The 23280-nt window shown below is 65.2% G+C and carries 20 protein-coding genes; 5 read left to right on the top strand and 15 right to left on the bottom strand.

Going from position 1 to position 23280, the window contains the following annotated elements; all coding sequences use genetic code 11:
* Positions 1–49 precede the first annotated feature (49 nt).
* Together E2484_RS20040 and E2484_RS20035 are read right to left on the bottom strand one after the other, a co-directional pair.
* Positions 50–4597: a PKD domain-containing protein gene (locus E2484_RS20040; RefSeq protein ID WP_137286962.1), complete on the bottom strand. Its 4548-nt coding sequence runs from the start codon at positions 4595–4597 to the stop codon at positions 50–52.
* A 390-nt stretch (positions 4598–4987) separates the two neighbouring features.
* Entirely contained in the window at positions 4988–5902 is a 915-nt protein-coding gene (locus E2484_RS20035) for a DMT family transporter (protein WP_137286961.1), read from the bottom strand.
* 67 nt (positions 5903–5969) lie between these two features.
* On the opposite strand from E2484_RS20035, the gene E2484_RS20030 reads away from it, so the two are divergent.
* Positions 5970–6830 (top strand): DMT family transporter, encoded by an 861-nt coding sequence (locus E2484_RS20030; RefSeq protein WP_137286960.1) that lies wholly within the window; start codon positions 5970–5972, stop codon positions 6828–6830.
* 419 nt (positions 6831–7249) lie between these two features.
* Here E2484_RS20030 and corA read toward each other — a convergent pair whose 3' ends face one another.
* The 9 genes from corA to E2484_RS19990 all read right to left on the bottom strand — a co-directional run bounded on the left by corA (position 7250) and on the right by E2484_RS19990 (position 14312).
* On the bottom strand, positions 7250–8230 hold the full coding sequence (gene corA, locus E2484_RS20025; RefSeq protein WP_137286959.1) for a magnesium/cobalt transporter CorA: 981 nt from the start codon (positions 8228–8230) through the stop codon (positions 7250–7252).
* Complete coding sequence (locus E2484_RS25235; protein WP_170977437.1) at positions 8227–8388, bottom strand: hypothetical protein; 162 nt, start codon at positions 8386–8388, stop codon at positions 8227–8229. The genes corA and E2484_RS25235 overlap by 4 nt, the downstream gene beginning before the upstream one ends.
* Positions 8389–8451: 63 nt before the next feature.
* On the bottom strand, positions 8452–9090 hold the full coding sequence (locus tag E2484_RS20020; RefSeq protein WP_137286958.1) for a DUF6517 family protein: 639 nt from the start codon (positions 9088–9090) through the stop codon (positions 8452–8454).
* Positions 9091–9188: 98 nt separating this feature from the next.
* Positions 9189–10637: a cysteine--tRNA ligase gene (cysS, locus tag E2484_RS20015; protein ID WP_137286957.1), complete on the bottom strand. Its 1449-nt coding sequence runs from the start codon at positions 10635–10637 to the stop codon at positions 9189–9191.
* 144 nt (positions 10638–10781) lie between these two features.
* Entirely contained in the window at positions 10782–11294 is a 513-nt protein-coding gene (locus tag E2484_RS20010) for a DUF7523 family protein (RefSeq protein ID WP_137286956.1), read from the bottom strand.
* Positions 11295–11583: 289 nt separating this feature from the next.
* Positions 11584–12165 carry a DUF7524 family protein gene (locus E2484_RS20005; RefSeq protein ID WP_137286955.1) on the bottom strand — a complete coding sequence of 194 codons (582 nt, stop codon included), beginning with the start codon at positions 12163–12165 and terminating at the stop codon, positions 11584–11586.
* A 33-nt stretch (positions 12166–12198) separates the two neighbouring features.
* Entirely contained in the window at positions 12199–12390 is a 192-nt protein-coding gene (locus E2484_RS20000) for a methytransferase partner Trm112 (RefSeq protein WP_137286954.1), read from the bottom strand.
* A gap of 157 nt (positions 12391–12547) precedes the next feature.
* The gene (locus E2484_RS19995) at positions 12548–12781 is read right to left on the bottom strand and encodes a UPF0058 family protein (RefSeq protein WP_137286953.1); all 234 of its coding nucleotides are present in this window, start codon (positions 12779–12781) and stop codon (positions 12548–12550) included.
* Between the two features lie 166 nt (positions 12782–12947).
* Positions 12948–14312, bottom strand: a complete 1365-nt coding sequence (locus E2484_RS19990; protein ID WP_137286952.1) for an adenylosuccinate synthase — start codon at positions 14310–14312, stop codon at positions 12948–12950.
* A 260-nt stretch (positions 14313–14572) separates the two neighbouring features.
* Between E2484_RS19990 and E2484_RS19985 the strand changes: the two genes are divergently transcribed.
* Entirely contained in the window at positions 14573–14878 is a 306-nt protein-coding gene (locus tag E2484_RS19985; protein ID WP_137286951.1) for a hypothetical protein, read from the top strand.
* Here E2484_RS19985 and E2484_RS19980 read toward each other — a convergent pair.
* The 4 genes from E2484_RS19980 to E2484_RS19965 form a co-directional block, all read right to left on the bottom strand.
* Positions 14875–17370: a DUF7527 domain-containing protein gene (locus tag E2484_RS19980; protein ID WP_137286950.1), complete on the bottom strand. Its 2496-nt coding sequence runs from the start codon at positions 17368–17370 to the stop codon at positions 14875–14877. The genes E2484_RS19985 and E2484_RS19980 overlap by 4 nt on opposite strands.
* A gap of 443 nt (positions 17371–17813) precedes the next feature.
* On the bottom strand, positions 17814–18092 hold the full coding sequence (locus E2484_RS19975) for a UPF0058 family protein (RefSeq protein ID WP_135826121.1): 279 nt from the start codon (positions 18090–18092) through the stop codon (positions 17814–17816).
* 69 nt (positions 18093–18161) lie between these two features.
* Complete coding sequence (locus tag E2484_RS19970) at positions 18162–18380, bottom strand: ribbon-helix-helix domain-containing protein (RefSeq protein ID WP_115865556.1); 219 nt, start codon at positions 18378–18380, stop codon at positions 18162–18164.
* A gap of 197 nt (positions 18381–18577) precedes the next feature.
* Positions 18578–18865 (bottom strand): hypothetical protein, encoded by a 288-nt coding sequence (locus tag E2484_RS19965; protein ID WP_137286949.1) that lies wholly within the window; start codon positions 18863–18865, stop codon positions 18578–18580.
* Between the two features lie 197 nt (positions 18866–19062).
* Between E2484_RS19965 and E2484_RS19960 the strand changes: the two genes are divergently transcribed.
* The 3 genes from E2484_RS19960 (at position 19063) to menD (ending at position 22986) form a co-directional block, all read left to right on the top strand.
* The gene (locus tag E2484_RS19960; protein WP_137286948.1) at positions 19063–19659 is read left to right on the top strand and encodes a sulfite oxidase-like oxidoreductase; all 597 of its coding nucleotides are present in this window, start codon (positions 19063–19065) and stop codon (positions 19657–19659) included.
* Between the two features lie 139 nt (positions 19660–19798).
* Positions 19799–21151 carry an isochorismate synthase gene (locus E2484_RS19955; RefSeq protein ID WP_137286947.1) on the top strand — a complete coding sequence of 451 codons (1353 nt, stop codon included), beginning with the start codon at positions 19799–19801 and terminating at the stop codon, positions 21149–21151.
* Positions 21148–22986 (top strand): 2-succinyl-5-enolpyruvyl-6-hydroxy-3-cyclohexene-1-carboxylic-acid synthase, encoded by a 1839-nt coding sequence (gene menD, locus E2484_RS19950; RefSeq protein WP_137286946.1) that lies wholly within the window; start codon positions 21148–21150, stop codon positions 22984–22986. Before E2484_RS19955 ends, menD begins: the two co-directional genes overlap by 4 nt.
* The last annotated feature ends 294 nt before the right edge of the window (positions 22987–23280 follow it).

The following is a 23280-nucleotide window of genomic DNA, read 5'->3' as shown; positions in this document are numbered from 1 at the left end:
GCGTCGAATCGAGCCAAAAAAGCGACGAAAGCGGAATCGCCGAGACGAGTTACTGTCGCCGGAGCGCGAGGAACGCGGCCGCCAGTAGCGCGACCAGCGCGATTCCCACGCCGAATCCGGGGACGTTCGAGGAGTTGCTCGTGTCGGTGGTGGTCGTCTCGACGCTCTCGGACTCGCCGGTCGTCGTCTGGGCCTCGGTGGCCTTCACGGCGAGTTCGGCCGTCTCGCCGCCGACGCCGACCTCGTAGACGCCAGCGGAGTCGAACGTGCGCGAGAAGGTGACGGTCGTCGTCGCGCCCGCCTCGACCGAGACGGTCTTGGTGGCGACGACGTCACCGCCGACGGTCAGTTCGACTTCACGGGTCGCGTCGGCGTGACCGGTGTTCTCGACGGTCACGCTCACGGTGGCGGTGTCGCCCTGCTCGACGTTCTGGCTCCCGACCGACACGTCGGTGACGCTCGTGACGGGGTTGCCGACGCCGACCGCGTAGGTGCCGTCGGAGACGTTCGCGCGGAATCGGTACGCGTCGTCGGTCGCGTTCACCTGCGCCGTCTCGACGACGGTCCACGCGCCGTCCTCGTAGCTGAACAGCGACACCGCGTCGGCGGTCGCGCTGGCGGCGTCGAGTCGGGCCTTCGAGACGGTGAACGTCGCCTGCTCTGCGCCGGTGACATTCAGGTACGAGAGCGCCGCGAAGCCGTCGTCGGCGACCGCGGGCGCTTCGACGCCCTCGGGCGCGGCGTCGGTCACGCCGACCGCGGGGTCGGCGTTCGGGACGCTCGACGTTACGACGACGTTACCGACGCGACTGTCCGCGTCCTTCAGCGGTGCGGAGGTCGTCTCGTCGTCGGTCTGTTCGCCGGAGTCGTCGTTACCCGGGTCGGCCGGTCCGATACCGCCGGTTCTGGTGTCGGTGTCGTCACCGCCGGTGAATCCGCCGCGATTGGAGTCGTCGGAGTTGTCGGAGTCGTCGTTCGAGTCGTCGTCCTCGGCGGCCGTCACGGTGACGGTCGTCGTGATTTCGTTCACGTTGCCCGCGCGGTCTTTCAACTTCAGCGTGACGTTCTTCTCGCCGGTCTCGTCGAAGGTGAACGACGTGGTCGGTCCGTTCGCACCTTCGACCATTCCGTCGTCGGTCTGGAACAGCCAGCAGAGATGCGCGAGGTCGTCGGGGGCCTCGGTGAAGTTCGTCGCTTCGACGGTGAACTCCTCGCCCACCTCGACGGTGTTCGGGGCGTCGAGGTCCGCGCTGGGTTTCGTGTGATCGTTCTTCTCGACGGTAATCGTCCGGGTCGCGGTGTCGGTGTTACCGTCGGTGTCGACCACAGTGACCGTCGCCTCGTAGGTGCCCGGTCCGCCCAGCACCTTGTGGGCGTAGTGGTGGACGATTCCCGGACCGCTCTCGGCGGTCTGGACCGACATCGAGGGCGAGGTCGTGCGGTCGATTTCGCCGTCGCCGTCGAAGTCCCACCGATACTCGGCGATGGCGTCGTCGTCGGTCGAGTCGGACGCGTCGAAGACGACGACCTGACTCATCGAGACCGGTGATTCGACCGAGAGGTGCGCGGTCGGCGGGGAACCGGTGTACTGCTCGCGGACCGTCACGGTCTGGGTCGCGGAGTCGGACTGCCCCGACTCGTCCACGACCGTCACGACGACGTCCTGCGTGCCCGTCTCCGAGAACGACTTCGTGACCGTCGCGCTCTCGGTGGTCTTCTCGGGCGTGCCGTCGCCGTCGAAGTCCCACCGGTACTCCGCGATGGTGCCGTCGTCGGTCGAGTCGGAGGCGTCGAACCTGACCGTCTCACCCGGCGCGACCGTGGTCGGGTCGGCAGTCAGTTTCGCGGTCGGGGGCATCTGGTCGTCGCCGATCTGGTCGAGCGTCGGACTCGTCGCGGTGGACGCGTCGTGACCGAAGTTCGAGAAGTCCGTCCACCAGACGAGGTTCGAGTCGTCGCTCTCGGGCGTCCACGTCGCGGTGAACGTGTGACGACCGGGCGCGAACTCCGTCGGGGGTTCGTCCGAAGTGTTGCCCGCGGTGAACTCGCTACCGCCCGCGAGCATCGACTCGCCGTTCGGGTTCTCGTAGCCGAACGTGACCTCGTAGGTCTCGTCGTCGACCTTCGTCGCGTCCTCGACGAAGGTGCTGACTCGGTCGGGGCGCACGTCGTCGAGTTGACTCTGGAAGTCGGGGTTGTCGGCCGACACTGCGGGGTCGGCGTCCGACTCGTTCGTCAGCGCCGACGCCGAGGAGGTGACCGGTCCCCAGACGCCCTCGTCGGGCGGGGTCAGCACCGTCGTCCCTGAGACGTTTTCGTAGTAGTGGGTCGAGGTCGCCACGCCGTCCTCGGCGAAGAAGCTGGTCTTCAACTGGACGATCTCGAAGTCGCCGGTGACCTCGACCGCGGTGGCGTTGACGAACTCGATGGACCCGGGTTCGGACGGGTCGTCACCGACTTCGCTGGCTGGCGGGGTGGTCGCGGTCACGTCGCTCTGACCGAAGTTGCTCCGGTTGAGCGTCCACCCCGCGCGCTCGTCGTCGCTGTCGGGCGTCCACGTCGCGGTGACGGTGTTCTCGCCCGGCGCGAACTCCTCGGGGGCCTCTTCCGAGACGTTCCCCGAGAAGGTGCTGTTGGAGACGAACAGCGTCTCGTCGTTGGGGTTGTCGTAGCCGAACGCCACCTCGTAGGTGCCGTCGCCGACCTGCGTGACGCTCTCGACAGAGACGGTCACCGGCCGGGGCTTGATGCGTTCGGCGTAGTAGTCGAACCGGGGGTTCTCCTCGCTGAGTTCGGCCTCGGCGTCGTCGAAGTCCACGTCGGCCGCAGCGACGTTGATCATCGTCCCGTTGACGCTACCCTGGTCGTTGGCCGTGACGAGGGTCGTCCCGGAGACGTTCCGCTCTATCTGTCGGGACTGACCGTAGCCCGACGAGTCGTAGAATCCGACGGTGAGACTGACTGCCTCGAAGGTTCCGTTCACCCTGACCGCGGAGCCATTGACGTAGGTGATGTCGCCCTCGACGGGACCGACGATAGTCGAGTCGTTCTGCCCGGTCGCGGCGTCGTCGCCGTCGGCGTCGGCGGCCGTCAACAACGTCGCGGTGTAGGTGCCGTTGGATTCGACGGTGAGGTTCGCGCTGTACTCGTCGTACGATCCGGCGTCACGCGTCTCGAAGTCGGCCTCGGTGAGCGTGGCGACCCGACTGTCGTTCTCGTCGGTGACGCCGACCTCGATGTCGGTTATCGACTTCGACCCGAGGAACGAGACTTCGACCGTCTTCTTCGCGGGGCTCTGGACCTGATAGCTCATCACGGTCGGCGACTCGTCGCTCTCGACCGTGACCGTCGCCGTCGCGGTGTCGGTCTGGCCCGAATCGTCCACGACCGTCACGGAGGCGTCGTAGGAGCCGTTGTTCGGGTAGGTGTGACTCACCTCGGAGTCGGAGGTATTGGCGTCGATTTTGCCGTCGCCGTCGAAGTCCCACTGATACTCGGTGATGGTGCCGTCGTCGGTCGAGTTGCTCGCGTCGAGCGCGACCGAACCACCTTCAGCGACTATCTCCGGGGAGACCGAGAGCGCGGCGTCCGGAGCGCTGTCGGCCGGTTCCTCGACCGCGACCGTGGCCGTCGCCGAGTCGGTGTTGCCGGCTTCGTCTACGACCGTCACCGACGCGTCGTAGGTTCCAGGACTCTCGTACGTGTGCGAGACGGTCGCGCTCTCGGTAGTTTTCTCGGACGTGCCGTCGCCGTCGAAGTCCCACTGGAACTCGGCGATGGTGCCGTCGTCGGTCGAGTTGCTCGCGTCGAACGTGACCGCTTCGTCGTTACCGACCGTAGTCGGTGAGGCCGAGAGCGCGGCGTCCGGGTTAGTCGTGTCGGGACAGCTCCCCTTCTCGATGGTCACGCTCTCCTGCATGTCGAGCGACGAGACGTTCCCGTCGCCGTCGAGGAGTCGCCACTCCTCGGTTCGATTGTCGCCGTCACCGGAGTACTTCCAGCTTCCCCACTGCGCGGCCGCGTCGTTGAACTGGGGGTCGATGGTTATCTCCTCGTCTCCGATGCCGCTGAACGCACCACCGTCGGTCCGGTGTGACGCCCACATCCAGTCGACGACGTGGGTCGACCCGTCGATGTCCCAGTTGTCGTCCTGTGGCTCGCCGTCGATGGTGTAGTTGTCGTCGCGGACCTCCCACGTCACGTCGCTCATGTTCGAGAACTCGAACGTGATGGTACTTCCGTAGGGACCGTCCTGGTCGTCTTCGTCGAGCTTGTCGTGGAGGAGGACAACGCTGTACCCGTCGGACCCGTAGTAGACGAACAGGTTACTCGCCTGATTCTTCTGGAGGTCCTTCGTCCCGTGCGACGAGTACGTGTACTCGGGCGGGTCGGTGTTGTTCGGTTTTCGGTAGTCGTAGAAGTCCTCGACCGTCTTCGTTCCGTCGCCGTAGGCCGCGACCTCGTAGCACTGGCCCGCCTGCGTGACGTGGAACTTCGACTCGGTCGTCGTCGCCGACGCCGCACCGACGCCCGCGGTCGAGAGCGACGACACCACGAGCAGAAGGACCAACAAGACGCTTCGTACGCGCTCGGTCACGCCGACCGACCTCCGCGGCGTTCCGAATTATATGTATTTATATATGTTCTGGACGGCTTATCGATGCTAGCGTGAGAATATCGCCACGTCGGCGGCTTCCCGTGGCGTTTTCGTCGGGTGATTGGTACGGGCATTCGTGTAGTTTTTACGAGGTAATTTCGTGCTTCCGGTACGTTCTGACCATCGTAACCGCGAGGTCGTTCGTCAGAGCATCGTTACCCCGAAGCTTCCGCGAGAATGCCCCTTTGTTATCCCTCGGCTGTAGACGCAGAAGAGGCCGCCTGAGAGACCGGAAAACGGGACCTACTCGGGACCGAAGATTCGGTCTGGTCGAGGCTAAAGTCCGTCTAGTGCGGCCTGAACTCTCCCAGCTATCCCGATAGGTGGTCCCTACGCTCCGCTCGGCCGTCCCGTCGCGGTGACGTAGATTCCCGCGAGGACGACGGCACCGCCAGCCACAGTGAACGCGTCGGGCGTCTCGCTGAGCAGGACGAGCGCGAGCAAGGTCGAACCGACCGGCTCTCCGAGAAGGGTGACGCTGACGACGCTCGACTCGACGTACTTCAGTGCCCAGTTGATGACCGTGTGTCCGAAGATGCCCGGCCCGACAGCCATGCCGACGAAGAGAAGCCACTCCTCGGGCGGGTAGGCAGTCAACGCGACGGTCGTTCCGTCGGCGAGTGCGACGCCGAGCAGAACGACCGCGCAGACCGAGTAGACCACGGTGACGTACGGGACGAGCGCCACTCGCTGGCGGAGCGACCGCCCGGCCAGCACGTAGCCCGCGGCCATGACCGCACCGACGAGCGCGAGGGCGTTCCCGTAGAGCGGGCGCGCTCCGGCGAGGACGGCCCCCGATACGAATCCGCCGAACGACATGAACGCGATGCCCGCCACGGCGACGAGGATACCACCGACCATCCGCCGGTTTATCGTCTCCTCGAGCAGGACCGCCGCGCCCAACGCGACGAACAGCGGTTGGGACTGGACGAGCGTCACGCTGGCGGCGACCGTAGTCCACTCCAGGCTCTCGAACCACGTCGCGAAGTGGGCCGCGAGCGCGATGCCAGTCACGACGGCGACGACGGCGTCCCGACTCGACAGCGCCCGAAGGTCGTCGCGGTAGTTCGTGACGGCGAACGGCGCGAGCAGGAGCGTGGTGAAGACGACCCGGTAGAGCGCCTTGACGACGCTCGGGGCGTCGCTGAACCGGACGAGAATGGCACTGGTGCTAATGGCGACGACGGAGACCACGAGCGCGGCCATCGGAGGAGTACGCTCTTCGAGCGACGCCAACCACGTCATCGTTCCGGGAATCGGACGGTGGTCGTTTAGTCGAACCGGTTTTGTACGCGCCCACCAAAGCCGACGCATGGACCGGGTCGGAACCGCGCTGGTGCTGGTGTCGGCCGCCGGGTTCGGGACTCTGGGCGTCCTCGGCGAGTTAGCGGCGGCCGCGGGGCTATCGATTCCGACCGTGTTGACGTTCCGGTTTCTGCTCGCGACGCTCCTCGTGTGGCTCGTGCTTGGCGCTCGCGGTGACCTTCATCCGCTTCGGGGTCGGTCGTTGGCCGTCGGAGTCGCGCTCGGTGCGGTCGGCTACGCGGCCATGAGCGGCCTGTTCTTCTGGGGGTTGACGTTCATGACCGCCGGACTGGTCGGCATCGTCCTCTACACCTACCCTGTCTTCGTAGTCGGCGCGGCGGCATTGCGACTCGGCGAGCGCGTGACCCGCCTGACGGTCGTCGCGCTACTCGCCGCGCTCGCGGGCGTGGCGCTGGTGACGGGCGCGGACCCGGCCGGGGCGGACCCGCGCGGAATCGCGGTGGTCCTCGCGGCCGCGGTGGTGTACGCGGGCTACATCACCGCGAGTCGGTCGGCGCTGGCGACGGTGGATCCGCAGGTCCTCACGGCACACGTCCTCCCTGCGGCCGCGGTGACGTACCTCGCGTTCGGTACCGCGACTGACCGACTCGCCGTCCCCGCGACCGCCTACGAGTGGGCGGTAGTCGTCGCTATCGCCGTCGTCGCCACCGCGCTCCCCATCTTCACGTTCTTCGCAGGTATCCGGCGAATCGGCGCGAGCAGAGCCAGCATCGTCAGCACCACGGAGCCAGTCGTGACGCTGTTGCTCGGCGCGGCGGTCCTCGGTGAACCGATTACGCCCGTGACGGTCGTCGGGGGTGCGCTCGTCCTCGGTGGCGTCTTGCTGGTCCAGATCGGCCCGAAGTAGCCACTCTCGGTGCGCAGAATTCGGCTTTACGCCTCGGCTCAGCCCTCTCGGGGTAGTCGGACTGGCGGTCCGAGTACGTTGCTCGCAACCGCGCGAAACGTCCGGGCCGAGTTGGTCCCGTCCTCGGATTTAAACCTTCGTGGCGCGGGAGTCGGGGGTCGAGGTACGCTGGCGAGATTCGGAATTCGACGCCTCGAAGCCGGTGAATCTCCCACCACGGCGCGTGCTGGCGCGACCTCGTGGTTTGAGGTCGCGCCCATCTGCGCGCGCGGTTGGGGAGGTTCGAGGCTCTCGCGGTGCGGTTGCGGTGCAGTACGGTAGACTCCGCGGTCTCGGCAGTAGCTAGCTCTCGTTCGATTTCCACCGAGGTTCCGTATCGGTGTCGAAGACCGGAAATTCAGGAGGTAGCGAAGCGCCGCTCAGGTGTATCCTTCGTACCGGAAGTACGCGACGAGTATCACCGTCACGGCGAGCATCCCCAGCATCACCGCCGGGTAGCCGTAGGTCCAGCCGAGTTCCGGCATGTTGTACGGCCCGCCCGAGAAGTTCATCCCGTAGACGCCCACGACGAAGGTGAGTGGAAGGACGATGGTCGCCACGACGGTCAGTTTCTTCATCACCTCGTTGGTCGAGAGCGACAGGGAGTTGAGGTAGATGTCGCGCGCGCCGCTGGCCAAGTCGCGGTAGGTCTCGGTCAGGTCGACGAGTTGAACGAGGTGGTCGTACACGTCCCGGTAGAACTTCTCGGTGGTCTCCTGAATCTGGTCGGGGTCGCCGCGCGCGAGGTAGCCTATCGCTTCCCTGGAGGGCCACAGCAGTTTCCGAAACGAGAGCAGTTCCCGCCGGACGTTGTTGATTATCTCCAACGTCTCGACGTCGGTCGAAGTCGTCACGTCCTCTTCGACCTGCTCTATCTGGTCTTCGATTTCGTCCAGCACGTCGAAGTAGCGGTCGACGATGCCGTCGGCGACTCGGTACGTCGCGAAGTCCGGCCCCTGTCGCAGGATGCGACCCTCTTCGCGTACGACCATCTCCCAGACGCGCTCGACTGCGTCGACCGGTTCCATCGACATGGTGACTAGCCAGTCGTCGCCGACGAAGAAGCCGACCGACTCCCTGCGAATCTCCTCCTGAAACGTGGTCTCGCCGCGACGAAGAGTCGCGGTCTTCAACAGGACGAACGTGTGGTCGTCGAACTCCTCGGTCTTGGGTCGGACGCCGTTTCGAACGTCTTCGACCGAGAGCGGGTGGATACCGAACGCCTCGGCGACGCGTTCCATCTCGTCGGCGGTCGCGTTCGAGGCTCGAACCCACGTCGTTCCGGTCGCGTTGCGGGCGGTCCGAAGGTCGGCGTAGGTCGTCGTCCCCTCGGTGGTGTAGACGACTGCCTCGACCGTCACGCCGAATCGCCTCCGAGACCGATCGCCAGCAAAGTGATTCCGACCATGAGGCCCGTCACCGAGAACGCTCGGCCGGGATAGGCCGACGCGAGACCGGCGAGATATCCGACCAGTCCGGCGGCCGTGAGCGCGACTCCGGCGGCCAGCGCCGTATTCATGCATTCGGTGACACGCCGGACCGAGAAAAACGTTACCGGATGGTCGGAATCGCTCCGTCGTCGCTATTCGCCGTGCTGGACGCCCCGGAGAAGGCGGTACACCTTGTCGCTCTGCCCGGGGAGCTTCTGGGGGTAGACTGCGAGCGCGACCACGTAGTCGCCCTCGTGTTCGACTTTCGTGACGTGGACGTAGGCGTCGAACTCGATGCCGGTGGCCGTCGTAACGGTGGCTTCGAACTTCGTCACCTTCGTCGTCTTTCCGAGCATCGTCCGGTTCTGGCTGTCCACCTTCCGAACGTCGTTCACGCTCTTCAGTTGGGAGGTGAACTGCTCGGCCAACTGGCGGTTGTCGTACTTCGAGAGCGGATTGAACGACTTGCCGAGGACGTCCACCTTCGGACTGGAGAAGGTAGCGAAGACCGCGACCTTGTGCTCGCCGACGCCAGGAAGGCCGACTCGCTGGTGGTACTCCGATATCCAGTTGGTCACTTCGACCTTCTTGCTCTGTCCGGCCGCCGAGAACTCCCGCGAGACCTCTTTCTTCTCGGTGCTGTTGTGTTCGTAACCCGTCTCCTGGAGGGCGGCGTCGCTGACCGTCGCCTCCGAGGCGGAGAACGTGACCGGCCCCGAGAGGACGCCGGTACACCCGCTGGCGACGACCAGCGCGGCGACCAGGACGCCAGCGACTGCGCGTCGTGTCATGGTACTCGCGGGGTAGACAGGCCGGGGTTATTAACCCCCGTGGCTCTGCCCGAGGAAAACGAGGACGACAGACAGTACTAGTCGGATCGCAGTCCGTTTTACGAGAGTCGAAACTCGGCTCCCGAATCGGTGTCCTGCACCTCGATTCCGAGGGCTTCGAGTTCGTCGCGGAGGTCGTCGGCCCGCTCGTAGTTGCCCGCGTCTCGTTCCTGCTCTCGCACGTCGAGGACGAGTGCGACCAGTTCGTCCAGCAGTTCCACGTTCCCCTCGCTGTCGCCCGCCAGCGCGAACCCGAGGACGCCCTCGCCGAACGCCTCGAAGGCCTCGATGGCGTCGTGGAGCGCCCGGTAGTCGTACGCCTCGCGGTCGCCGACGTGTCTGTTGACCGCGCTGACGAGTTCCAGCAGTGCCGTGATGGCCTCGCGGGTGTTGAAGTCGTCGTTCATCGCGGCCGAGAACTCCTCGCGGGTCGCGGCTACCGCACTCCGGAGGTCGGCGTCTTCGACTTTCGTCCCGGCGTCGGCGCTGTCGGCTGCCTCAATCGCGCGCTCGTAGCCGCGTTCGAGTCGCTCCCATCGTTCGACCGCCTCGTTCAGGGTCTCCTCGCTGTATGTCTGGCGGTTGTTGTACGCGGTCGAGAGCAGGAACATCCGGATGGCGTCCGAACCGAACTCCTCGACGGCGTTCCGGACCGTGAAGTAGTTCTGGAGCGAGGAGGACATCTTCTCGCCACCGGTTTCGAGCAGGCGGACGTGGAGCCAGTAGTTGACGAACTGCTGGTCGGTGGCGGCCTCGCTCTGGGCGATCTCGTTCTCGTGGTGGGGGAAGACGAGGTCCTGCCCCCCGACGTGGAGGTCCAGCGTCTCGCCGAGGTGGGTCATGCTCATCGCCGAGCACTCGATGTGCCATCCGGGACGGCCCTCGGCCCACGGCGAGTCCCACGTCTGGCCTCCCGATTCGGCGTCGTCCGGGTGGGCCTCTCCGGCCTTCCAGAGCGCGAAGTCGGCGGCGTGGCGCTTCTCTTCGAGCTCGGCTTCCTCGCCCTGCGCTTCCATCTCCTCCACCTTCTGGTTCGAGAGTTTGCCGTAGTCCTCGAACGTCGTCACGTCGAAGTAGACCGACCCGTTCGACTCGTAGGCGTAGCCCTTCTCTATCAGGGTCTCCACGAGGTCCACGATTTCCGGGACGTGTTCGCTCACGCGGGGGTAGACCTCCGCGCGCTTCAGGTTGAGCGACCGCATGTCCGTGATGACTTCCGAGACGAAGTGGCGGGCCACGTCCGCCTCGCTGTCGCCGAGGTCGTCCTCGCCGACGCGTGCGACGATCTTCTCGTTCACGTCGGTGAAGTTCTCGACGTGGCGCACGTCGTAACCGAGGTGGTGTAGCCACCGGTGCATCACGTCCACGTGGACCCACGACCGGGCGTGTCCGAGGTGGGCGAAGTCCGAAACAGTCAGGCCGCAGTAGTAGAGGAGGACGGAGTCGGGGTCCTGCGGTTCGAACGGCTCCTGCTCACCGGTGAGAGTGTTCGTCACTTCGAGCGTCATTGCCGACTAGTAGCCAGAGCGACCGTTTTAAAGCGTCGATAGGCACACTACGCGCCGATTGCCGCGCGTTCGGTTCGGGTCCTCTGCGCGTTCGATTCGCTTCCCTCGCGTACTTGGGCCGCTTCCTTCGCGCGCTCGGTCCGTCTACACGTCCTCGGATTCCGCCGACTCCGGCACTTCCTGGAGGGCGTCCTCCACGACTCGAACCGCGTCCGGACCGTCGCGGCGCTCGACGGCGACGAGTAGGGTCTCGCCCGCGACCGCCGCCGCTCGGACCTCGACGCCCGCGGCGTCCAAGCACCCGAGGACGTGGGCGAGCGTGCCCGCGTCCACGTCGCCCGACGCGAGGACGCCGGTCAGCGACCCCGCGCCGGGCGCGAGCGCGGTCCCACCGACCGCGAGGAGCGGGTCGTCCGAGTCGGTCGCTTCGCCCAATCCGCTCCGCATCGAGACGCGCGCGGCCCGCGAGTCGGTCTCGCGGTCGGGCAGCGATTCGGCGAACCGCCGGAGCGCGGTCGCAATCGATTCGGTGTCGCCGTCCACCTCGTCCGACAGGTCTCGCGCCGCCGCGGTGTAGTTGACGACGCCCGCCCGGAGCGCGGCCACGAGGAAGGGCCGACGTCGGGCCGCTTCGCGGGTGTCCTCGGCGAGTGACATGTGCGAAGCGACGCAGGCGACGAGCAAAAACGATGCGATGGAAACTGCGGAAGACGCTCGGAGAACGGTGCGTCGGAGTTGTCGGTCGGAGAGTGGTGTCGGTTTCGAAAACCCCCGCCCGGACGCTTGGCCGAGCGCGCCCGAGTGAACGTATCATCGAGCGTGTTTGCGTGAGGGTTCTCCGTTCGATGCAGGTCGGAAAACAATTCCGTAACGGATGAAAATACTTTCTTCAGCAATAATTTTGTTTCTGAAGACGGTCGCTGGCGTTCCGACTACACCGACCGCGCTACCGGACCAGTAGATAGCCCGCGGCCGCGACGCTCCCGAGGACGGCCAACGCGCCGACGAGGACGGCCACGCTGTTCGAGAGGGTGGCCGACCCCGCCGCCACCGCGAGCGCGAACACGCCGAGCGCGGCGACCGGCGCGTTCCCGCCCAGCGAGAGGTCGGGGAGTCCGAACCCTCCGTCTGCGTCCTCGTCGTCGCCGTCGTCGTCGCTCACGGGGTCGGCGAGCGTGGCGTCTACGTCCACCGCGTCCTCGCGGTCCTCGGGTTCGACTATCGAGACGGCGACGTAGTCGGTCTTCGCGCCGTGGCCGGTTACGATTTTGAGTTGCCCCTCGACCGGGCGCGATCCGGGTTCGACTTCGACGCTGACCTGTCGGGTCGAGTCGGCGTCGACGAAGTGGTTGTTCGCGGGGATAGACGCCACTCTCGACAGTTCGTCGTCCAAATGGAGATGGACGTGAACCGGCGCATCGCCGTTGTGGAGCAGTATCGGAAACGAGTCCGTCGCCTCGAACGACGCCCGCGTCTGGATGTCGTGGAGTCGGTCGTCGTTGAGACGGACGGGGAGACTGTCTGGCACGCTATCGTCACCTCCAACCGAGAGTAGAAAAAACTACGCCTCCACGTCGCGCATGTCCGGCGGCAGGAGGTTCGGGATACCGTCCTCGATGGGGTAGGTCTCGCCGCACTCGGTACAGGTCAGCGTACCGGCGAGAACCTCCTCGTCGTCCGTTTCGGTGGCGTCGAGTTCGAGTTCCTGCTTGTCCAGCGGACAACAGATGATGTCCATCAGCGACTGCTTCATGATAATGCCTGTGAGTGGGTGGGCCAAAAGCGTGACGGGTTCCGTGGACGTTCCGCACCGCTCGTCGCTCGAACTACCCGGCCCGCCGTGTCGAGGTGAACTCTCCCGAGCAGTCCTTTCGACCGCACAGACGGCGAACCGACCCGGTGTAGGGCCTTCACGCCTCCCGGAGTTCGACCTCTCGACGCTCGTCTCTCACTTCGTCGGCGAGTCGCTCGGCGAGCAGTCGGGCCGCCGCCTCGTGTTCCTCTTTCCGGCGCTGAATCTGGTACGGGCCGACGTCGTGGGTCTCGTAGGCCTCGAACTGCTCGGGTAGGTCGTGGTGGACCGCGAGATATTCGTGGGTCTTTACGAGCAGTGCGTGAAGGTAGATGAGTTCGACTTTGCGCATGGTCGCGCGGAGGTATAGCCGGTTCGTTCGACGGAGATACCGCTCCCCTGTCGGTACGCCGCCTTCCGACTACCCTTCGGTATCTGTGTGTGCACATACGTCCTTAAATCTGACCGCCGAAGCAACGAGAGTTATCTAGAGGGAGAAAGAAGCGCGCTCGTTCCGTCTATTCGAGCGGGTTCTCCAGTACGACTGTCTCTTCGCGGCCCGGTCCGACGCCGACGGCGTAGACGTCGGTGTCGAGTTCGTCGCTGACGTATTCGAGATAGGCCCGGGCGTTCTCCGGAATGGCGTCGTAGCCCTCGTCGGCCACGTCGCTCCAGTTCACGTCGTCCCACCCGTCGAACGTCCGGAAGTTCGGTTCGCAGTCGCTCCACCGCTCGGTAGTGGCTGGTACGGTGTATATTTCCTCACCGTCGAGATCGTAGCTGTGGCCCACCTTCACCTCGTCGAGGTCCGACAGCACGTCGATGTGATTGACGGCGAGACCGGTGAAACCGTTGGTGCGCGCGGAGTGGCGGAGCATCGGCATGTCGAGCCACCCGACCCGGCGCGGTCGGCCAGTGACGGTGCCGTACTCGCCGCCCTCCTCGCGGATGTACTCGGCGACGTCCTCGTTATCGCCCTCGCCTCGTTCGTCGTAGCCAGGGGTGTCACCGACGACCCCGCCGAGTTCGGTCGGCAGTGGCCCGCTCCCGACCCGCGTCAGATAGGCCTTGACGATACCGACTATCTCGCCGCCACCGACGATGCCTGGGCTGAGACCGGTTCCCGTGGCGGCCCCGCCCGCCGTCGGGTTCGAGGACGTGACGTAGGGGTAGTTGCCGTGGTCGATGTCGATGAGGGTACCCTGGGCACCCTCGAACATCACGTCGTCGCCGTCGGCGATGCGGTCGGTGAGGAACTGTCCGGCCTCGACGGTCATGTCTTCGTCGGCGAGTCGCTCGCCGTAGCTCTTGTACTCCTCGTAGAGGCTCGCGATGTCGAACTCCTCGCCGGTCTCGACGCCGAAGACGTCCTCGGCGAGTCGCTGTTTCTGGGGCACGACGTACTCCAGTTTCTCGCGGAGACCTTCGGAGTCGAGCAGGTCGGCGACGCGGATACCCCGCCGTCCCGCCTTGTCCTCGTAGGTCGGACCGATGCCCCGGCCGGTCGTCCCCACCTTCATGTCCGAGTCGCTCTTGACGTCCTCTTCGATGCCGTCCAGCACGCGGTGGTACGGGAAGATGACGTGCGCGCGCCGTGCGACGCGAACGTCGGGGTCGAGGCCGCGCTCGCGCAGGTCGTCTATCTCTTCGAACAGCGTCGACGGGTTGACGACGCATCCGTTTCCGAGGACGCCGACCTTTCCGCGGACTGCGCCGCTCGGAACGAGCGATAGCTTGTACTCTGTGCCGTCTTCGACGACGGTGTGGCCTGCGTTGTCCCCACCTTGATAGCGGGCGACCACGTCGACGGCGTCGCCCCAGAGGTCCACGACGCCGCCTTTCCCCTCGTCGCCGAGTTGCGAACCGACGATGGTTACGGTCATTACGCGGATTGGTTCTCCCGCACTCCGTAAACCGATTACGGTATTTTCGCCAAATTGATTCACGACCGTGGACATATATCCCGTCCCGCCACCGAAAATCTACAGTATCGAGGATACTACACTGTGACAGAGACCGACAACGCTATATGAGTCGACGCCAGACCTGTTAACTACTCGCACCGGAGAGCGACGAGTCGGTCGTTACGCGTCCCGGTCGGACAGCAACTTTTAAAAGGCTCTAAGACAAGTTAACACATGCCATGATAGATAGACTTGAGAAGGAAGTCGATATGTTGGAGCGCCATCTGCAGGTTCTGAAGATGGTCATCGAGAGCGAACCCATCGGTATCGTGAAGATGTCGAACGAAACGGGCTACCCGCACCACAAAGTTCGGTACTCCCTCCGCGTCCTCGAAGAGGAGAACCTCATCGAGCCGTCGAGTCAGGGTGCGATCACGACCGAGCGCACCGAGGAGTTCGTCGCCGAACTGGACGGAAAGATAGACGAAATCTCGGACAAACTGGACGAGATGAAGATCAGCGAAGCCGCAGAAGCCGAAAACTAGAGTTCCGGCACGTTCAGGTGGAAGCCACCACTCCGTGATTCCACGAGACAGAGGTGGTATCCCCGCTTTCGGGAGAGTTTCACGAAACTCTCTCTCTTTTCGCGGCTCAGGAATCCGCCGGAAGTCGCGGACTCGGTCGTTTCGAGAGCCTCCGGTTCGAAGAAGCTCTCGGTCACTTGGAACGCCCCGGATAGTTCGTCGTGAGCGTGCGCGACGCCCGACGAGGCGTCCACGAGCGACCCCATCATGTCGCCGGTCGTCGGGTCGCGCGACCCGTTCAGGTCGGCGACCACGAGCGGATTACCCATCCGGTCGCGCATGATGATGTCGAACGCCTCCTGTCGGGTGTCCTCGTCGGTGTCACCGGCGCTGACCGAGCCGTGGAGGTCCACTCGGTCTATCTTCGGAATCGACTCGTAGAGCTCCTTCAGACCGGTTCTGTGGCCGGTGTCCCGGATTTCGTAGAGGAGTTCCTCCACGACCCACGCGACGAACTGGTACTCGAACGAGTCGGTGAGGAACTCCTCGAACGACTCGCCCTCCACGTCCACGTCGTCGGCCTCGAACTGGGTGTGATGTTCGAGTCGGAGGTTGGCGTTCACGTCGTCGGCCTCGGCCTTCCCTTCCGCCGCCTCGTCCAGCGTGGCCTTCCCCTTCGACTCGTAGCGGACGAACAGGTTGGTGCCGTCGAACGCCTGCGACCGACTGAGTTGGCGGTTGGCGCTCCCCGACCCGGCCGACTCGGTGGTTTCGAGTTTCGCTTCGAGTCGCTCGACCTCCTGCCGGAGGGCGTCGCGCTCGCGCTTGTACTCGTTGCGCTCGGACTCGACGTTCGAGAGTCGCTGCTTCAACTGCTCGACCTGCTGTTTGCGCTGTTCGAGTTGCGACCGGAGCTTCTGGACGCGTTCTCGGGCCTCCTCGCTGGCCTCTTCCGACGCGCCACCGGACGCGCTCGACCCGGACGCCGCGGACTGCCCCGACGCAGGCGCTGACTGGTCGGACGCTGGCTCAGCGCGTCCGACCGACGTGCGCGACGCGCTCGTTCCGTCGCCGGGCCGGGACTGCCCGCTCGTCGGAGATTTGGCGCTCGCTGGGGATTTACCGCTCGTCGCCGACCCCGAACTCGGGCGGTCGGCCGTCGGGTCGTCGACCGACGCCGCACTCTGGGACGACCCGCCCGTCCCGCCGGTAGTCGCGTCTTTCGGACCCTCGCTCCGGTCGGGGTCCAGCGACGGGATGGTCGTGGCCTCGCGCCACTCCTCCTCGTCGTCGAACACGTCTTCGGTGGCCGTCTCCTCGCTCCCGGCGTCCGAGGCCGCGTCGGGCGTCGTCTCGTGCGTCGCGTCCGTACTCGAAGCGGACTGTGGACTCGTCGTCGATTCGACCGTCTCCTCGTCACTCGCACGGTCTGCGCTCGTGGCGGACTCCGTGTCTGCACTGGATTCCGTACTCGTACTGGTTTCCGCGCTCGCGTCGGTCTGGTCGCTCGGGCTCGCGTCGGCCGTTTGCGCCTCGCGGTCGGGTTCCGAGGCGCTGTCGGCGGCGCGGTCCGCTCGGCGGTCGGTCGCGTCGGGTCGCTGGCCCGCGGGTGATTGGGTCCCGGTCGACTTCGCGGACTGTCCCGGAGACCGACTCGTTTGCCCGCCGGGAACGTCCTCGGTTCGCCCGCCTGAACCGCTTTCCGTTTCGAGCGAGGCGTCGGTCCCGCCGGCGCGACCCGCACTCCCTTCGGTCGGTGTCGCGTCGACCGCACCCGAATCGGGCGCGCCATCGGACGCCGCGCCCGACTCGCTGGAAGACGTGCCTGCTCCACCGGATGCTCCGCCCGACTCGCCGGACGCCGCGTCTGTCCCGACGGACGTCGCGCTCGCTCCGCCGGAGGGTGCGTCCGTTCCGCCGGACGACGTACCCGACCCGCCGGACGTTCCGCCCGTCGACTCGTCGGCGTCGTCGGGTTCCGGTACGTCGGTGACTTCGATGTTCACGTCCCGAACTTCGTAGATTCCGACCTCGTCGTTGGCTCGCTCGAAGGCGTCGTCGCCGGTCACGACCTGTTCGCTCGCGCCGACGAACGCGACGCTCATCGAACGCCCGCCGTAGTAGGCCACGTAGTAATCCCCGCTCAGGACGTTCTCGCTGAGTTCGACGTAGCCGGTGAACTTCCCGTCCGTGAGCGTCGAATCGACGTCCGAGAGCGGCGTGTCGTTCGTGTAATACTTTGCTTGGGTCTCGCCACCTCGTTCCTGCATACTGAACAGGAGCGGAAGCGACGGATGGGGCGCGGCGTATGCAGTGCCGTCGGCGTCCTCGAAGTCGTCGAGGCTCCCCTCGAAGACGCCGATTATCCGTCCGTTGAGCATGAATAGCCACGCGCCACCGGCCCTGACTGCCCCCGAGAACTCCCCGTCAGAGAGTTCGCGCAGGCCAGCGAACCCGTCCGCGAAGGAACGAGTCCGCCAACTTTCGACCTGCTCGACCGTGCGCGTTTCCATATTACGTGGAAGCCACAAGCCTCTCAAATATCTTGCGGCCCGCAACCGACCTTTTCCAGCGGTCGGTCGCGGTACAACTGCTGGAGGTCGGCGTGGAACGTCGGGTTCGCGCGGAACGGAACCGGAGTTCAGCAATTAAATTACTTCTTTGAGGTTGCTATCGAGGTTCTAAACATAACTATACGTTCCTCTTATCGGTATCGTTGCAACCGACGCGCGAAACGGGTCGTTCCACAGAACAGTGAGCGACCGTAGGGCGCGACTGCACGAAGTTCTTCCGCGAGAGTACTACGCGACCGAACGGGTCGAGGAACCTTCGACCGAGCGCAGACGGTACGCAGGGGCGAACCGCCAATCGAAGGAGAGGTGACGCAGTGGTTTTCGTGAACGTTCTTCCAGCGAGGAGATTCGCCGAAGGGGAGTTTCCGAACGCAGTAGAAGTTTCAGATTTTGGATTCAGCGTCGTCGGCGAGTTCCTGCATGCGCTTGCCGATGCGGCCCGCCTCGCTGAACTCGTCGTCGCTCATCGCGGTGGCCAACGCGTTGCCGAGGACGAACACCGCGTGCTTGTGTTCGCTCTTGGACTTGTGGACGTGCGAGGGGTCCACGTCGAGTTCCTCGTACGGGTCGAACAGACCGTCTCTCACGCGTTCTTGGTCCTGGAAATACTCCATAATGAGTACCATTTCCTCGTGAAGTTCGAGAAGCTCGTCTTTGTGCATGTCCGTGGGTAAGGAGGTGTCTAATTTAAGGGTTTCTGTGAACGCTTCGCACGCTCGGAAAAGGGAGGGTTAGAAGACGTACTCGTCTTCGTGGCCCATCATTCCTTCGTCTTCGAGACCAGGTTCGCGGTCGTCATCGTCCATCGGACCACTGGTCTTGTAGGCTTTGAGACCCGTCGAGAGGAGATCCTCGATGGCTTCCTCTCGGTTGACGAACTCGCCCTGTTCGACCATCTGGGCGATCTGCATTTCGAGATGTTCCGGAATAGTTATCTCTACCTTCGGCATTGGAACATTGGTGGCTTCGGGAGGGGTGTTGATAAGTCTGACGGGGAAGAGTACGGGTCACGGTGAACCATTTCGAACGTAACGGAAAGAAAGATTGAGAGTTCCGAAACGTAGTGTCGATGTTTCCGAACGGATGTTGTTGGAACCGATACACAACGGCGGATTACGGAGGCGGAAAAATGACGTCGTTCGGGAGTTCAGCGGCTACCGAGCATCTGCTCGATAGAGTTGATGATGCGGTTCGGGCCGAGTGCGGTCACGGCTTTTTCGATTCTCTTCTGGTTGTAGTAGCTCGCGAACGCCAGAATCGTCGGTGGCCAGAGACCGATGAAGATACCCTGCATTCGGTTCCCCCGCACGAAGAACTGGTGGAGTGCGAGTATCACCGACGTGGCTGCAGCGAGTACAGTCACGTCGGTCGCGGTCTCTTCGGCGGCCTGAACGGTCTGTTCCTGTCCGGCCGTGCGTCGTTCTTTTGTTGCCATGCGCACTGCGTTTTGGGACAGGTCGGCCTTTGTTATTGAGTCGATACTCCGTGGAACCCCCCACAACTCAGAATAGGTCGAGCTTACACCGACGAAACGTCGCGTTATCCGGGCGCGTCGCGGCCTCGGTCGGTCGATTCGGTACGCGCCCGTGCGCAGTCGATAAATCTACTTGCGTCCGACACCGACTGGCCCACATGAGCGCCACGGACGTAACCGACATCCACGAGGAGTTCGACGGCGAGCGCCTGCCGCCGGGCCAGCGAGAGACGAGCAAATTCCCGGTCCTCTCGAAGAGCGGGACGCCCGACTGGGACCCCGAGACGTGGGAGTTCACGGTCACGGGTGCGGTCGAAGACGAACTCTCCCTGTCGTGGGACGAGTTCCGAGACCTGCCGAGCGAGACCCAGAATCAGGACTTCCACTGCGTTACCGGGTGGAGCAAGTTCGACTGCGAGTTCACCGGCGTCACGTTCCCGGACCTCGCCGAGATGGCCGGAGTGCGAGACGACGCGGTTCACGTCATGTTCTCCGCGCTGGACGACTACACGACCAACCTCCCGCTCGACGACTGCATGCGCGAGGAAGTGTTGTTCACCTACGAGTTCGACGGTGACTCTCTCCCGCGCGAGCACGGCGGCCCGCTCCGAGTCGTCACGCCGCACAAGTACGCCTACAAAGGTGCGAAGTGGGTGAACGGCATCGAGTTCTTGACCGAACCCGAACGAGGCTACTGGGAGAAGCGCGGCTACTCGAACACAGCGAACCCGTGGAACGAGGAGCGGTACAGTTAGAACGTGAGTTCTGGTTTTCCGAAGAGGTCGCGCCAGCACGCGCCGGAGAAACGGTCCTCCGAACGTTCGTCCGAGGGTCCACAGACCGCCACGACCGATTCAGTTAGACTAAAGACTCCGGCCTCCCGAGTTCGACTGAATGGAGTCTCCGCCCCGCGACGGACAGGTGTCGGCCGAACCGACCGGCTCCGCCCTCGTGAGCCGGGCAGTAGAGCTACCCGACTGCGACCCCCGACCCTTCCTCGCCGGGCGGGACGCACCCCGGACCTACTGGACCAGCCCCTACGGCCCGGAGTTCGCCGGTGGCGGCACGGCGGCACGCCTCACGGCCGACGGAGCAGACCGGTTCGAGGAGGTCCGCGAGGCCGCCGCCGACCTCTTCGACGGACTCGACTACGACGGACCCGGCCCAGCGCGGCCCCGACTGTTCGGCGGCTTTTCGTTCCACGAAGACCACGACCCGGCCCCGCCGTGGCAGGGGTTCGGGGCCGCGGAGTTCGTCCTTCCGCGGACCCAGTTGACTCGCGCGAACGGCGAGACGTGGCTGACGGTCTCGGCCCGGGACGCCTCGCCCCAGGCGGTCGAGCGTGAACTCGCGGAGGTCCGAGACGCGCTCACCGAGGAGGAAGGACAACCGAGTTCGGACTCCCAGCAAGACGGTCCGCCCGGCGTCGTCGCCACCACCCCGACCACGACCCGAGAGGAGTGGGCCGAACAGGTCAGCGCCGCGGTCTCCCGCATCGAGGCGGGCGACCTCCGGAAGGTCACGCTGGCCCAGGCCCTCGCGGTCGAACTGGCCGACGAGGTGTCGATTCCCGGCGCGCTGGCCCGACTCGGCGAGTCGTACCCCGACTGTTTCCGGTTCTGCTTCGAACCGACGACCGAGGGGGCCTTCTTCGGCGCGACCCCCGAACGGTTGGCAACGCTCCGAGGTCGAACCGTCGAGACCGACGCTCTCGCGGGGTCCGTCGGTCGAGGCGACACCCCCGAGGAGGACGCCGAACTCGAAGCCAGCATCCAGAACAGCGAGAAGATGGCTCACGAACACGAGTTGGTCGTCGAGACGATTCGTGACCAGCTATCGCCCATCGCGGGCACGGTCCGAGTCGAGGACCGACGCGTCCGAAAGCTGGCGACGATTCAGCACCTCTGGACCCCCATCGAGGCCGACCTGACCGAGAGCGGCCACGTCCTCTCCATCGTAGAGGCCCTGCATCCGACTCCCGCCGTCGGCGGTCTCCCGCCCGCGAAAGCCCTTCGGACCATCCGAGAGACCGAGACCTTCGACCGCGGGTGGTACGCCGCGCCCGTCGGGTGGTTCGACGCCGAGGGCGACGGTACCTTCGCGGTCGGCATCCGGTCGGCAGTGACGGGCGACGAGTCGGCGACCCTCTTCGCCGGAAACGGTATCGTCGCCGACAGCGACCCCGACGAGGAGTACGAGGAGGTCCAACTGAAGTACCGGCCGATTCTTGACGAACTGGAGAGATGAGTGCGCCAAATCGCAACACACTCTGGGCGCGAACCCTCGTCGCCGAACTCGAAGCGGCGGGCGTCGACGCAGTCTGCGTCGCGCCCGGCAGTCGCTCGACGCCGCTGACCGTCGCGTTCGCCGAGCGACGCGGAATCGAGGTGTTCTCCCACCTCGACGAACGCTCGGCGGCCTTCTTCGCGCTCGGCCGGGCCAAGCGAACCGGAACGCCGACGCCACTGGTCTGCACCTCCGGAACTGCGGCGGCGAACTTCCACCCCGCCGTCATCGAGGCGAATCAGGCCCGCGTCCCGATGCTGGTTCTCACGGCCGACCGACCGCCGGAACTCCGGGACTCGGGCGCGAACCAGACCATCGACCAGCAGAAGCTCTACGGCGACGCAGTCCGGTGGTACACCGACCTGCCGGAACCCGAACCCGAGGCCCGAAAGCTCCGGTCGCTCCGCACGACTGCGGCCCGCGCAGTCGCCGAGTCGACCGGGACGCCGCCGGGACCGGTCCACCTGAACGTTCCGTTCCGCAAGCCCCTCGAACCCGTCGAGGTCCCGGGCGACGTGCCCGAGAACTTGGCGGACGAGGCACCCCTCGCCACGGAGGGTCGGGTCGAGAACGACGGGAGCGCCCGGCCGTACGTCCGGACAGCGCAGGGTCGCCCGGAGTTGGGCGAGACCGACTTCCGCGAGGTCCGGCAGGCCGTCGAGAGTGCGGACCGCGGCCTGCTCGTCGTCGGTCCGGCCGACGCTCCCGCGCCCGACCGCGACTCGGCCCCACCCGACTGCAGTTCGACCACGCCCGAACGCGAGGCCCTCGCCGACCTCGCGGAAGCGACCGGTTTTCCCGTTCTCGCCGACCCGCTCTCCGGGCATCGGTTCGGCCACGACGACCCCAGTTCTGGTGACGGCCGAGCGCTCGTCGTCGGAGGCTACGACGGCTACCTCGGCGCGGTCGGCGACTCGTGGCCCGACCCGGAGGTCGTCGTGCGGTTCGGCGCGTCTCCCACCTCGAAGGTCCTCCGCCGGTTTTTGGAGGCGAGCGACTCCCGGCAGTTCCTCGTGGACCCCGCAGGCGGGTGGCGCGAAGCGACGTTTAAGGCGACCGACCTTCTCGCGGCCGACCCGACGCGACTCGCCCGACGACTAGCCGAGAGCGTCGAATCCCCGGGGAGCGACGACTGGCGCGACCGATTCGTCGAGACCGAGCGCCGGTACTGGAATCTGGTCGCCGCGGCCCGCGACGAGCGACCGTTCGAAGGCGGTATCCTCTCTGCGGTCGCCGAAGACACGCCCGACCCCGCGACCGTGATGGTCTCGAACAGCATGCCGGTCCGGGACCTGGACCGGTTCGGCGAACCACGGTCGGCCGACCTCACGGTTCTGGGCAACCGCGGCGCGAGCGGTATCGACGGCATCACGAGTACCGGACTGGGCGCGGGAAGCGCGACCGACGACACCCTCGTCGTCGTGACGGGCGACCTGGCCTACTACCACGACATGAACGGCCTGCTGGCGGTCCAGCGGTGCGACGTGGACGCGACCGTCGTGGAGATTAACAACGACGGCGGCGGCATCTTCCACATGCTCCCCATCGAGGAGTTCGACCCGCCGTTCACCGAGCAGTTCCGGACGCCGCACGGCCTCGACTACGAATTCACCGGCGACCTCTACGGCCTCGACTTCGTACGCGTCGCCGACCTTCCGGCGTTCCGGTCGGCCTTCCGCGAGTCGGTCGAAAGCGAGGGAACGCAGGTAATCGAGGTCACCACCGACGGAGAGGAGAGCCACCGATTCCGCGAGTCGCTGGACGAACGGGTAGCCTCGGGGTTCCGGGACGAGTAGGCGGCAGTGTGTAGAGTCGTGAAGCGGAGGAAGGACTAATCGGCGTCGTCCGCGACTCGTCGTCGACGTTTATATGACTCAATCGTTTCTAAACAAATGTATAGAATTCTTCCGGCAATATTTGTATAAGCGGTCGAGCTTCCGGACTCACCACCGTCCTGTCGTTATTGTTACAACTTTCCGCGGTCCAGTCGGCCTGTCGCACCTCGGAGAAGTCCGAAGCCGACGTCCGTCGGTCGGTACTGTGGCAAGTAGGCGGCCTCCAGACTTACCCGTCCGCGTACCGTCGCTGGA

The sequence above is a fragment of the Halorussus salinisoli genome (assembly GCA_005239435.1).
Taxonomy (GTDB): Archaea; Halobacteriota; Halobacteria; order Halobacteriales; family Haladaptataceae; genus Halorussus; species Halorussus salinisoli.
This window is presented reverse-complemented; position numbering and strand designations above follow the sequence as displayed.

What these genes read in the sequence shown, in the direction of transcription:
- E2484_RS19985 (WP_137286951.1), top strand. Translation starts at nt 14,573, where the DNA reads ATGATAGATAGACTTGAGAAGGAAGTCGATATGTTGGAGCGCCATCTG.
- E2484_RS20030 (WP_137286960.1), top strand. Translation starts at nt 5,970, where the DNA reads ATGGACCGGGTCGGAACCGCGCTGGTGCTGGTGTCGGCCGCCGGGTTC.
- E2484_RS19970 (WP_115865556.1), bottom strand. Translation starts at nt 18,380, where the DNA reads ATGCCGAAGGTAGAGATAACTATTCCGGAACATCTCGAAATGCAGATC.
- E2484_RS25235 (WP_170977437.1), bottom strand. Translation starts at nt 8,388, where the DNA reads ATGAATACGGCGCTGGCCGCCGGAGTCGCGCTCACGGCCGCCGGACTG.
- cysS (WP_137286957.1), bottom strand. Translation starts at nt 10,637, where the DNA reads ATGACGCTCGAAGTGACGAACACTCTCACCGGTGAGCAGGAGCCGTTC.
- E2484_RS19955 (WP_137286947.1), top strand. Translation starts at nt 19,799, where the DNA reads ATGGAGTCTCCGCCCCGCGACGGACAGGTGTCGGCCGAACCGACCGGC.
- menD (WP_137286946.1), top strand. Translation starts at nt 21,148, where the DNA reads ATGAGTGCGCCAAATCGCAACACACTCTGGGCGCGAACCCTCGTCGCC.
- E2484_RS19990 (WP_137286952.1), bottom strand. Translation starts at nt 14,312, where the DNA reads ATGACCGTAACCATCGTCGGTTCGCAACTCGGCGACGAGGGGAAAGGC.
- E2484_RS19975 (WP_135826121.1), bottom strand. Translation starts at nt 18,092, where the DNA reads ATGCACAAAGACGAGCTTCTCGAACTTCACGAGGAAATGGTACTCATT.
- E2484_RS20010 (WP_137286956.1), bottom strand. Translation starts at nt 11,294, where the DNA reads ATGTCACTCGCCGAGGACACCCGCGAAGCGGCCCGACGTCGGCCCTTC.
- E2484_RS19995 (WP_137286953.1), bottom strand. Translation starts at nt 12,781, where the DNA reads ATGCGCAAAGTCGAACTCATCTACCTTCACGCACTGCTCGTAAAGACC.
- E2484_RS20020 (WP_137286958.1), bottom strand. Translation starts at nt 9,090, where the DNA reads ATGACACGACGCGCAGTCGCTGGCGTCCTGGTCGCCGCGCTGGTCGTC.
- E2484_RS19980 (WP_137286950.1), bottom strand. Translation starts at nt 17,370, where the DNA reads ATGGAAACGCGCACGGTCGAGCAGGTCGAAAGTTGGCGGACTCGTTCC.
- E2484_RS20000 (WP_137286954.1), bottom strand. Translation starts at nt 12,390, where the DNA reads ATGAAGCAGTCGCTGATGGACATCATCTGTTGTCCGCTGGACAAGCAG.
- E2484_RS20035 (WP_137286961.1), bottom strand. Translation starts at nt 5,902, where the DNA reads ATGACGTGGTTGGCGTCGCTCGAAGAGCGTACTCCTCCGATGGCCGCG.
- E2484_RS19960 (WP_137286948.1), top strand. Translation starts at nt 19,063, where the DNA reads ATGAGCGCCACGGACGTAACCGACATCCACGAGGAGTTCGACGGCGAG.
- E2484_RS19965 (WP_137286949.1), bottom strand. Translation starts at nt 18,865, where the DNA reads ATGGCAACAAAAGAACGACGCACGGCCGGACAGGAACAGACCGTTCAG.